At 38.1% G+C, this 12,767-nt stretch carries 7 protein-coding genes; 5 read left to right on the top strand and 2 right to left on the bottom strand.

Translation table 11 applies throughout. From position 1 onward, the window contains the following. Nucleotides 1-28 precede the first annotated feature (28 nt). On the bottom strand, nt 29-1,405 hold the full coding sequence (locus DAY19_RS02120) for a M48 family metallopeptidase (protein ID WP_114705534.1): 1,377 nt from the start codon (nt 1,403-1,405) through the stop codon (nt 29-31). A gap of 167 nt (nt 1,406-1,572) precedes the next feature. On the opposite strand from DAY19_RS02120, the gene DAY19_RS02125 reads away from it, so the two are divergent. From DAY19_RS02125 to DAY19_RS02140, 4 genes are all read left to right on the top strand, one after another. Continuing rightward, nucleotides 1,573-2,052, top strand: a complete 480-nt coding sequence (locus tag DAY19_RS02125) for a hypothetical protein (RefSeq protein ID WP_114705535.1) — start codon at nt 1,573-1,575, stop codon at nt 2,050-2,052. Continuing rightward, nucleotides 2,052-2,843, top strand: a complete 792-nt coding sequence (locus DAY19_RS02130) for a transglycosylase SLT domain-containing protein (RefSeq protein WP_114705536.1) — start codon at nt 2,052-2,054, stop codon at nt 2,841-2,843. The genes DAY19_RS02125 and DAY19_RS02130 overlap by 1 nt, the downstream gene beginning before the upstream one ends. Nucleotides 2,844-3,001: 158 nt before the next feature. Beyond that, complete coding sequence (locus tag DAY19_RS02135; RefSeq protein ID WP_114705537.1) at nt 3,002-6,886, top strand: tail fiber domain-containing protein; 3,885 nt, start codon at nt 3,002-3,004, stop codon at nt 6,884-6,886. Then, nucleotides 6,883-10,449 (top strand): fibrinogen-like YCDxxxxGGGW domain-containing protein, encoded by a 3,567-nt coding sequence (locus tag DAY19_RS02140; RefSeq protein WP_114705538.1) that lies wholly within the window; start codon nt 6,883-6,885, stop codon nt 10,447-10,449. Before DAY19_RS02135 ends, DAY19_RS02140 begins: the two co-directional genes overlap by 4 nt. A gap of 1 nt (nt 10,450) precedes the next feature. Here the strand turns inward: DAY19_RS02140 and DAY19_RS02145 are convergent, their stop codons facing one another. Continuing rightward, nucleotides 10,451-11,194, bottom strand: coding sequence for an acyl-[acyl-carrier-protein] thioesterase (locus DAY19_RS02145; protein WP_158536748.1), 744 nt, complete (start codon nt 11,192-11,194; stop codon nt 10,451-10,453). A gap of 148 nt (nt 11,195-11,342) precedes the next feature. On the opposite strand from DAY19_RS02145, the gene DAY19_RS02150 reads away from it, so the two are divergent. After that, on the top strand, nt 11,343-12,725 hold the full coding sequence (locus tag DAY19_RS02150; RefSeq protein ID WP_114705540.1) for a hypothetical protein: 1,383 nt from the start codon (nt 11,343-11,345) through the stop codon (nt 12,723-12,725). Nucleotides 12,726-12,767: the final 42 nt, after the last annotated feature.

A 12,767-nucleotide genomic window follows, 5' to 3' on the forward strand; every position in this document is an offset into this window, starting at 1 on the left:
AAAGGCCCTCTATCGAGGGCCCTTTAATCTAATCTTCTTTTTCTAATTTAAATTTCTTTCTAACTGAGCTCTTGATACTTTCTTCAACTAAACCACCCATCTGGGCCATCACTCTCATAGCGATATAGTAAGGCATTGGCTCAATTTCATTCATTGTTTCCTTAGCTGCAAGGTAATCTTCTGAAGTTACAACAGCATCTCTTGAATAAGGAATATAATTAAAAACAAGCTCTTCAATTTTTTCAACACGAGTTGAAGGTCTTGGATGCGTTGAAACAAGTAACTCTAACCAAGACTCTTGACGATCACCCATTGCTGCAAAAAACTTTGATAGGCCATATGGTGAATAACCAGCCTCGTGAGCGTATTGTACACCAATTTTATCCGCTTCAAGCTCTTGAAGACGACTAAATCCCATAAGTGGAATTTCTTCTAATTTATCATAGATATAATAAGCTGCTGCTGCACCAAAGATATTAAACTGTGCCCATACAAGTCCAGCTCCAACATACTTTGTAGCAATATTTTTTAAGTTTCTTGAAACAGATTCTGTTCCGTGACGTTCAGTAACGTGGGCCCACTCATGTCCAAGAACACCGGCTAGCTCAGCTTCTGTTTCGAGTGCTTCAATTAGACCTCTAAATACAAATACATATCCACCAGGTAGAGCAAATGCATTCTCAATTGGTGCATTGATGAAGTAGACCTTAGGTTCAAGATCAGGCATATCTGAGGCTTTTGCAATTTTAGTAAGCATCTTCTGTAAATACTCCGCCATTTCTCCGTCTTTATAAACATAACCTGAAAATTGGCTACGGATTGCATAACTGGCCTCTAGACCCATATCTTTATCTGAATCGAATTTAAAGAAGTTACGTCCAAAACCATTATGTAGTCTCCCCTTCTCTCCAATACGATTGTGGTTCTTATATTTTCCTACAAACTTACATGAAGCTAAACTTTTAAACTTAGACATATCAATTGTTAATTCACTACCATCAACTTTGAAATCAACAGTATTAGAGCAATTAGTAAGTTTGAATTTTTCACCTTGAAGCTTAACACTTCCTTCTCTTCTTAAATCAACAGTTCCTTTTTCAGAGTTATAACCTCTTACCTCGAACTTCATATTGATTTCTGTAGCAGGTAGCTTGTTTACACTATTTGCATAGAAAGCTTCTGCATGAGTGTAATCTAGATCCATTGAAAGATTACGTGGATAAGTTCCTTTGATTTCAAATGTTTCACCAGATGATCCATTGAAATTTAATTTTTGACTATTAACCTTGATCTCACCACTAAGTGCATCAGAGTCAAGAGAGTGTACAACCTTAACCGTTGTTATCTTCTCTGCATTACACGATACGAGTAACGCAAGAACCGCTAGCATACCTATATTCTTCATACCTATCTCCTAATGTTTGGAGTATCAGTATCAATCTTTAAGAAGTTATGCCATTGAAGTGTAAATAAGATAGGAATAAAAGAGGCAATCATGACTCTATGGACTCATAAAGCCTCTTAAGATGGTATAATTTACAAGGTTTTCCGTACATAAAATAGGAAATAAGAATGAGAAATCGACAAGAGAGCACTAAGTTTAACATATTGAAATTACTACTAGTTATTTGTATAACTCTCCCAAGCTTTGGAGATGAGATTAAGAGCTTTTTGGATGTGGCCAAGAAGCATGTTGGAGAATATGAAGTCATCAAATCAAATAGTCGATTCTGTGACTCAGGTACTCTCGCTTTTCTAAATTCTAGTAAACCTAAAGATGGCCTTAGAATTGGACAGACAATTTTCTTTGGCCCATTTTCAAAAGAAAAACAAATTGAGAAGACTTCTGACGGTTGCAAGTCGACATCTCGTTATAAGTTTGAAAATAACAAGGTAACTCAATTTTCTGAAATCATAGAATGTCCTAAAAATTTTAAAAAGCTTGAAGCCAAAAGTACTCAGGTATTAAGTTTTAGTGATGAGCAAGTCTCTTATCATTCAGTCGAGAGTAAGATCAAGTGTATATTTAAACGCAAAAAGGGAGGTAACTAATGAAGGCTTTAGTTATACTCTTTTTAAGCTTTAACTTATACGCAAATGAAACGACTCCGTATTCGACAGCTCAATTTTTAGAAGAAATAAATGTTGTTATTGATCAAGTTGTGGCGCCTCCTGAAGAGCCATGTATAGACTGTAAAGTAGAAGATAATCTTATTTCAGAGGCAGATCCGTTACCGACAACATTTCGACGAGGCTCTCTTTATTTTAATAAGATGTGTGAAAACTTTGTAAAAGAAGATGGAAGCCTTGGTGTATGGGGAGATATGATTGTTAATTATATCGACAATACAGAGGGAGCATCAGATATCTACCTCTATGATGAAGTGAGAGGAATGACAGCAAGTCCATACACTTGCCCTAATTGGTACAATCTAAATAACCAGCAAAGAAAGAGGTTTTGGGTTTGGATGTTTGCTTCAATTGCACAAGTTGAATCATCATGTGATCCGACAAAAGTAAATACAGGGCCTGTTCCTGATGCCACAGATCGTCCAACGGGACTATTTCAGCTCAATCAAGTTAAAAGAAATAGAATGTGGCGTGGAGAAAATTGCAAGTTTGAAACTGGTTATACCGCAACAATTAAACCAGAGAATCAAATAAAATGTAGCATGGACATTATGATGGAAATCCTCAAAGGAAGACGCGGAATATATCGTGGCTCAGGTAGAATTTTTCCAACTAATTCTTATTGGGAAAAGCTAAGACCTAATCATAGTCAAACTGGAGGGCCTATTGGTGAGCTAGTTAGAAACTACCCTCCTTGTAAAGCAACACCTTAAGTTATTAAATCTCTGTCAAGAAATTGAGTTTAAGCCTCAATTTCTTGGCTAATAAATGCCAATCCGGAAAGAAATTCTTCACTAAGTCACTAATATTCAATTAGTTAATAAAATTAAGTTAAGATGTCGATAAACCACTGTACTAACAGGGGATTTAGTTGAACGTTGGCGAAAAATTAATATATTCTTTAGTCATCTCATTAAGCTTAATACTTAGCTCTAATATAGGTGCCTCTACAGACCTCATCGGATATTCGGGAAGGCTTGTACAAACTGATGGAACCCCTATTACGGGAACTGTCGACTTACGCTTTGAAGTCTTTAACTCTACAGGTCCGACTCTTCTTGAGACAATTAATATTAATTCTGTAACACTTTCAAACGGAATCTATAGCACAGAACTTGTGATACCAAATTATCAAACTCATGTTGAAGACCTTACCGGTAGTGAAACTCTTTTAATAAGAGTAACTGATGTTACTAATGGACTCACTTTTGACTATCAAAAAATACTTTCTGTTCCGATGGCATTCTATGCAAATAAGGCCGTAACGGCGGATTCAATTGCTAACGCAGCAATCACTCCAGATAGCCTCGACTTCGTTGGCGGCTGTCTAGATAATCAGGTTTTAATTAAATCAGGTAATCAGTTTGATTGTATCAATCAAACGGCAGCATTAACTGTTGATAGTACATTAGTAAATAATGCTGGAGTTTTAGGTCAGGCCACAGTTGGTACTGCGGGAACTTATACATCAGTTACAGTTGATCAATATGGACGTGTTACAAGTGGATCAAATCCAGAAGTGGGTTCAGCAGATATTACTGATGGGTCTATTGTTGATGCAGATATTAGTTCAACAGCCGCAATTTCATGGTCAAAGATAAACGCACCAACTATTGATAAAACTTATGTAGGCTTAGGTAATGTCTTAAACGTTGCTCAAATTCCTGCTAGTGATCTCGACAACTCGGGAACTCTTGATTCTTCAACACAAGTACCAAGTGAATTAGCGGTAAAAGGATACGTCGATACATATGCTGATGCTAAGGTTATTGATGATATGAGTGGGACTCAAACGACAATCGCCCCTTCTGTTAATTCAGTTAAAAACTATGTAACGACAGAAATTGGTAACGTTAATCAAACACAATGGACAACAACAGGTAGTGATATCTATTACAACTCAGGAAATGTTGGAGTGGGAACAACAACTCCAACTTACCCACTACATGTCCAAAATGCCACATGGGCAGAAATTGGAATTGAAGGTACAACTTCCGCTGCGGGAGCTAGTTTAAACCTTCTTGGACATGAAGATAAGAAGAGTGCAATTAGAATGCAAACAGGAAACTCTGCTGCTTCTTACTGGGATATCATGGCATTTGGTTCAAACTCAGTGGCCACTTCTAGTCAGAACGAACTTCATTTCAACTTCTTTAATGGCGCTAATAATACAGCATTAGTGTTAGAAGGAAATACAGGAAATATCGGAGTTGGAACGGCTGCACCGACGCAGAAACTAACAGTTGATGGAAATATAAATGTAACAACAACAAATGATATCTGTATTGATGGTGGTAATTGTCTTTCAACAGTTGGCTCTGGTGACGGAACTGTTACATCTGTTTCAACAGGAACTGGACTTACAGGTGGCCCAATTACAACAACAGGAACAATCAATGTTGATGTTGGAACAAGTGCAAATCAAATACCTCAAATAGGTGCTGGAGGGAAACTTGCTGATTCAATTATCAATTATAATCCAGCAATTGATGTCGCACTCACAGGCTTTACAAATGGAACAGCTTCAAGCGTTGTTGCAACAGATACAGTTCTACAGGCCTTTGGAAAAGTTCAGGCACAACTAGATGCTCATGCCAGCTCAATTGCAGGTAACGCTATCACTGATACTGATGATGTAGCAGAAGGTACGACAAATTTATACTTCAGTAATACTCGTGCCCAAACAGCAGCTGTTGTTAATTCCACTGCAGGATCAGAAACAGTGCAGGCACCTTCTGTCGATGCAATGAAAAGCTATGTTCTTGCTCAAACCGGTGCTATTAACGAATCACAATGGACGACGACAGGTAGTGATATATACTTTAACACTGGTGACGTTGGAGTAGGAACAACGACTCCGACAGCAAAGATGGATATCACGGGAGACATTTCATTAAATACTGCCGAATACCAATGGGCACAGAGAATAAGTCTTCCCCATGCTGATGCCTCTGTAGGAAATCGTGCCCTACTGACACTGACACCAGGTGTACAAAACACAAAAGTAATTATTAGGAGTGTGAGAACAACTGCAGATTCCTCTAGTATCATAAATATGGAATTTGATGTTGCCTTTACCAATGGCGGTAATACTTTTAAAGTCGTTTCTGCCAATATTAGCAATAACTTTGTTGGCTACCAATGGTACTTTGACTCTTCTACTCAAACGGCATCCCTAAGATTTGGGCAATCAGGAAATTCATTTGCTTATAATGTTTATATCTCTTCAACAAAGCCAAATATACCGACACTAACCGTTGATGCAGGGACACCGCCAACAGGCGTAGCAATGACACCAGATTATATTATAAATTCAAATGGTAATGATTTTAAAATAACAAAAAATGGAGTTGATGAATTTAATATTCTAAGCTCAGGAAATATCGGAATCGGTACAACTACTCCAACTCAAAAGCTAACGGTAGATGGTGGAATGAATGTTACTACTGGAAACGATATCTGTATTGACGGTAGTGGCTGTTTATCAACAGTAGTAGCGGCAAGCGGTGAGCAAAATACAGCATCAAGTGCTGGTGGAGCATCACTCGTTCTTGCAAAGTCTGGAACAGATCTTCCATTTAAAGGATTAACAGCAACAAGTGACATAGCCTTAACTGAGAATGCTAATGACATTCAGATTGGAGTTAATACATCAAATGGAGCAAATGAGCTTTTAAGACTTGATGGGTCTGGACGTGTTCCATCATCAGTTGTTGATGGCACGACTGTATTAAATACTCCGTTAACGGGATATACAGTGGGAACAAATTCAGTACTTGCAGCAACTGATACAGTTCTTGATGCCTACGGAAAATTACAGGCACAAATTAATGCAAACTATACGGCCATTACAGGCCTTGATACTGATGACGTAGCCGAAGGGACAAATTTATATTTCACAACGGCACGTGCTCAAACAGCAGCAGTTGTAAATTCAACAGCTGGAACAGAGACGACTCAAGCACCATCTGTTAGTGCGGTGAAAAATTATGTAACAACTCAGATGGGGACAATTAACCAATCACAATGGACCACTAATGGAAGTAATATATATTTCAATACTGGAAACGTTGGTATTGGAACGACAACACCACAAAACCTTCTCCATGTAAGCGGAGCACTTAATTCTCATATTTACCTTGAAGATCGTTCTGGTGGAGTTGATAACAAGATCTGGTCATTTAACAACAATGACGGAGTATTATACTTAGGTCAAAGAAATGATGACGCCTCTTATAAAAATACACATATGACAATTGATACTTTAGGAAATATTGGTGTAGGAACAATTACACCATCTGAAAAGTTACATGTTGCAGGAAATGTGATTGCAGCTTCATACCTTTATACATCAGATGAACGCTTCAAGGAGAATGTCGAAACCATTATTGATCCACTTCATAAAGTTAGGTCATTAAGAGGTGTAACTTTTGACTGGAAGACAGATGAGTTTCCTGACAGAAACTTCCCGCAAGAGAAGACTGTTGGTTTTATTGCTCAAGAAGTTGAAAAAGTTCAACCAGAATTAGTTAAAACAAGTAAGGATGGATATAAATCAGTTCAGTACGGAAATATCACTGCACTTCTTGTTGAAGCAGTGAAGTCAATCTCAGAGCAATTAGACAAGCTCTTTTCAAATGACGAGGAAGTTAAAAGAGAAATCGCTTCTTTAAAAGAAGAGAATGAGCAACTAAAAGCTGAAATGCAAGAGATGCGTGCTGCTATCAAAGAGTTACAAAAAGCAAATAAAGAATGAACTTTAAAATAGGTCTTCTATTTACTTTTATCTTCTCTCAAGCTGCCTTTGGGATTAACACTGTTGACACAGGTTTTAAACTTACCTCAAATGAGTTACGTACGATAGTAGCTCATGGAACTTGTAAGAAAGTTTGGAATACTTCATCAACTAAAGAACATTTTGTTGCAACTAAAACAAATGTTGAGTGGATGAATTTCTATGCTAACAATCCCTCTGACCTGGTTATTAGAGATTGTAATGTTTCATGTTCGACAATGAATAAAACAGGCAGTTATGCAAGTGGCGTCTATTCAGTTGATATCGATGGGGCAGGCCCATTAAGTGCAATGAATGTCTATTGTGATATGGATAATGACGGTGGTGGTTGGACCCGCGTTTTCAAACACAATATTACTGGTGGATACTTTCCAACTGTAAATGATGCTCTTTTATATAATCAAACAACCCCAACAGCAAACCTATACTCGATTCTTCAGTATATTGATGAATTTGAGAATCTCAATCGATTTACTTTTAAAATTAATTATCCAAATGAATCATGGAGAAATATTTGGTCACAATACACAAACCCAATCTATGATACTCCTGTCTCTGGCTATCGCGGCATCTCTATCGATAGAAATGAACAGCGTTGGGGTGGACTTGAGTTGGGGAATAATACCTTCGCCTACTCTAATGGTAATTCTTCATTACTTGATGGTTCAGTAAATCACTCAAATTGGTATTATGCGATTGGTTCAGATCAAGTTTATAAAACTGGAATTCCTTCAACTTATAATAATGATACAGGTACTGCCCTTGTTGAACTCTACCTACATGATGAAGGGATGAGACCTATGTCGTGTCAACATATCCTTGATTTGGGTGAATCGAAAGGTTCAGGCGTTTATACGATTTATCCAGATCAAGTAACTCCTACACAAATATATTGTGAAATGGATATCGATAATGGTGGTTGGACTCTCTTCTATGCCAATGCTGCTGATGCTACAATGACGACTAAGAAGTCATATGATGAAATGAAAAATGAGTTTACTGGGGTAAATATCACAGCATCTAACTTTGCAGATATTAATACCGTTGGTATGCATAACTTCTTTGATTTCTCAGCCACTCAAATGATGGCAAAAGATATTACAAACTGGGGAGCAACTGACTTTTCAACAGTTGAGTTCTTTAACCCTAACGACTTTAATCTAGTCGTCGATATGAAATCGGGGCCAAATCGTTCGAACCCTGGTGATTGTGACATGCTCACAGGTGGCTCTCAATTTCGCTTTAGAAATAGTAATGGAACTGATTATTACCTTGATCGCCACGCTCGTTGGGTAGGATTTGGATGGGGAGATTGCTTACCAGGTTATACACAAACATCAACTTCTGATGTTCACGACCAACCGAGACATTATATCTATCATACATCAAATAGTGGTGATATCTATCGAACAAGAGGTGTCGGAGGATTTAACACTGGTCAGGCAAATGTTAAGGCGCGCTACTTTTTAAGAGAGAAATATGACCGTCCTAAAAACTGTATGGATATTCTTTTAAGTGGTAAATCTCGTGGTAATGGAAGCTATACAATTTATCCAGAAGGCAGTGCTGTTACTGTTGATTGTGACATGACGACAGATGGTGGCGGCTGGACAAAAGTATGGCACGGTTACCCTACTCACGCAGTGAGAGGTGAAACCTCAGCAGAAATTTATTCGAAATCAAATTCTATAGCCTTTAATCAAATGCGTATTGAAGGTGTAAATACAGGCTTTGATATTACCGATAATACCTGGGAGACTGCATACTTAGATAAGACAATTCCACAATACTTTCAACAAGTAGCGGCCCTAGGGGATGCGACTAATCCTAATGTCATGTTTGCGGATATGGATGGAAATGAAAACGTAGGTTTAGTTGGTCAGTACTTCTTCTATGGCTATGGAAATAATTGGCGAGTCTTTTATAGTTGTATTAACGTTGACCCTGTTACAACAGACCGAGTATACCTTGGTGGTGGTTACGGTAAGCGATGTGTACCTAGAGACACTTTTGTGACCACCGATATATCGACATGTGCTAGTTCTGGAAATAACTATTGTACAAGTGCCTTTACATCAACAGAAACTGACACCGGTCTTGGACTAAACCTTAAACAATACCAAGAAACAAGAGTATGGGTCCGCTCACTTCCTTCGATGAGATCGTGCCGTGAAATTCTTGATCGCGGCTATTCTGCTGGAACAGGAGTTTATTTAATTGACCCTGATGGGCCACTTGGAATAGATGATCCATTTCCGACAATATGTGACATGGAAACTCAAGGTGGTGGCTGGACTCTTGTATGGGGAAATACAAGAGAAGGAACAAATAAGCCAACAACAGGTATTAGCTATAGTAATTCAATTAGTACACTGCCACGTTGTTCTCATGATCGATCAACTTCAAGTGACTTTACAGGCAAATGTTCTCCAATCTCAAGACAAAGCATTGGAGCAGAATCTCCTAATGAATACTTAGAAACTTTGAATTACTTTGTAGGACTGGAGCACTGGGATAAAATTTCAGGCAATGATGACTTTCAATTACTCTATTCTTGGTCTTATGACTATGACCAACCAATATCGCAACAGGCGATTATGACAGTAAAGAATTTTGATCCTGCTGATAAATACCGTTTAAATATAGAGTCCTATCAACAAGTTCTTGGAAGTGTGAAAGCTTCCATGGCCACAACACACGATGCGAGACAATGGACAACAACGGACCAAGATAATGATGCACACACAGGAAACTGTGGGACTTTTTATACGGACACGCCATTTTGGTATGCTGCTTGTTGGAGTGGAAAGATAAATGGTGGTGGTGAGTTAGCCGAAGGTGGCTATTTCAATGGCGCCTACTGGTCAAGCACGGATAAAGTTTGGGCCACTGATCCAGCGACTGCGGTTGGAGCAGGAAATGGTTGGTTTATGATCAGAGAAGCAAACTCATATGGTAATTACAAGTCTTCTTGTAAACAAATACTCGAAGAAAATCCAAATGCACCTTCAGGAAATTACACGATTAACTTCACACCTGGTGGCAACACTTTAAGAACTGTTTATTGTGATATGACAACTGACGGTGGCGGCTGGACTTTAGTTGTGCGCTCAAGTGGTGTAACAGATCTCGATAACTCAATTATGGTTAGCACTGTCGCTGACCATCTCTTAGTGCATCGAAGTGTTCCTAATACAAGAGCATCTATTAATCCAGAGCAATTCTCACGTGCAGTTGGAACAACTGATGCCATGTTCATTTCACCTTCTTACAATGCAGGAGCACCAATAATTGAAAATGGTACAGGGGTATGGGATTACGACTATACTGATTGTACCGGAAACCTTCGTCATACCAGTCGTACGGCCGGCTGTACAGGCCAAAATGCCAATGATAGCTACACTACGGCCGATGCCTTTAATATCGCGATCAACTCAGGTAACGAAGGTATTGTTCCAGCATACGGAACAGAAGTCTGCTACTCAGGAAAGGGTGCTTGTACATTTGAATTCTATCTACGCTAATTTAATTAGCTAAGATCTTAGCAAGAAAGCAAGTCTTACCATCCGAGTGCCTAACTCCTTTATAAACAATATCGTGATTAAGTTCACCTTCTTCATTTCGAGCGCGGTAAATATCAATATCATCACCTAGATGAGTCTCGGCCATAAAGTTAATTTCAAACTCATTTAGCTTTGCTGTTTTATGTAATTCAATTGGAATTGAATCTAAGATCCACTGAGAATACTTTGTATTATTCACATGCATATTAAGGTCAAGATCACTATTTCTAACGACAATCGTATTAACTTTTTCAAAGTTTTCACGAGGCTCTACCTTGTGTGCAATATAATCTAATTGATAATCTGTGCGGGGATTAATTCTCTCTAAAGGAAAGTCTGGCTTCTTAACTTTTCTGGTCTTTCCATCGAGGATCATCCACACTGTTGAGCAATCCCCTATTTTTTCACCATCTTGAAAAATTTCAAAATCGCGGAAAGCGTACATCCCCTGAGGCTCGCGTGACCAAGTTTGAATTTCCAATTTTTCATTCCAACCAGGAAATCTCGTCATTCGAAGCTTTTGTCTTACAAGAACCCAAAAAGACTGGTCTCTAATCATATCCTCAAGCCCAAAGCCCATCTCCTCAGCGTGAACTGTAGCAATGTCCTGCAAATAGCCTAAAATGCCGTAGAGGCCTAGCTTCTTGTTGATATTAACGCTATTGATACTAACCTGATAGGTCTTCTTATATATTGCTTCTTTCATGCCTATATTTAAGCAAAAGCGCATTGGTTTTGGCCAGTGTCTAAAATATGAACACCAACTATGGCATTTTTGCACGATATTTAGGCTTTTGAGGCTATTTTCTTGGCACGCCTATTGCAACATATAAATTGTATCAATGGGAGGAATTATGAAGGCTTGTTACAAAAAGCTATTTATTATGAGTGCATTATTTCTATCGAGTACTTACGTACAAAATGAAATGATGATTTCTAATAACGTAGAACGCACAGGACACTATCGTGAAATTGCAGGTGAGCAAAATGTGCAAGAAATTACGGTCTCTAATTACCAGGTCCATCAAAAAGGAATCTTTGACCTTTGGTTTGACTCCGCAAGACTTTTTGGAAAGGTTGAGCATGTTACAAAAGTTGAGATTCAATTAAAAGATAAGAAATTAATCGATGATTATAAAGATCTCACAAAACGCTTTGGCGAATTGCAAGAGAAGTCCAGTACAATGACTGAAGAGCTTGCTAGAAGTAGTGAAGAGATTTCAAAACTTAAATCACAATTGAGTGAAGTCCAATCATCAACAGACAATGTCGATGAAGCAATCAAACAAGAGAAAATTCAGGCCCTCGAAGAGCTTATCGAAGCTCGAACAGCTGAGCTAGAAACTGCAAAAGAGGCAATCTCTAAATTTGAAGAAACAAAAGAAAACTTAAGACTAATAAGTGAAAAACTTATTACTCTTCAAGAAGAAAATGAAGCATTAAAAGAAGAGAATGCAAAACTTGTTTGTGAAATTCAAAATGCAAAATCAGAAGTTAATACTGATGAAATCAAAAAGCTTCAAGATGAGTTAGCTAAGATTACAGCTGAACTTGATGAATATAAGAAAGAAGATTCAAATGAAGAGTCTCCTAAAGTAGCTTCATCTGAAAAAGAAAAAGAAGATAAAAAAAGGAAGGAAGACAAAGATAAAGAAGACAAGAAAGATAAGGATGATTCTGAATTTACAGAAACAGAACTTGCCCTTATTGAGTATATTCAATCAATGCAAAATGAAATTGCACAACAAAGACAAGAGCAGCAAGCATTCATGATGCAACAACTAATTAATCCAATGGCCCAGTCATTTACAAAGCCTCAGATTAATTCGTACTTTGGATCATTTGATGCCTTTAATAATCAGCAAAGTGATTATATGTCTATGATGCTTGATTTAAGACAGCAGACACAATTTATCCAGAGCTTGAACGCGGCCAACAATTGGAATTACGGTTACAATGACTATTACGGACAAGATGCACCAATGATGAGATTCAGTGAATCAATGCCTTGGGGAACGCAATTGGCACCAGATCAAGCGATTCAGGTAAAGAATTATGATTACTCACGCTACGGTTTTGGATGGGGAACGCAAATCCCAGCTCAAAACTTTAGACTAGGAGCTTCAGCAACAAAAGGAAGCTACGGTGGTATGAATTCAACTGGCAATACTCCAATTATGAACAACCAATCAAATGTTTTAGATGCCTCTAGTACAGGTGACTTTAGGCTATTTTAATACCCCACCCCCTCCATTTATTTGATACATTGGCCGACTTCA

It is taken from the genome of Halobacteriovorax vibrionivorans, assembly GCF_003346865.1.
Taxonomy (GTDB): Bacteria; Bdellovibrionota; Bacteriovoracia; order Bacteriovoracales; family Bacteriovoracaceae; genus Halobacteriovorax_A; species Halobacteriovorax_A vibrionivorans.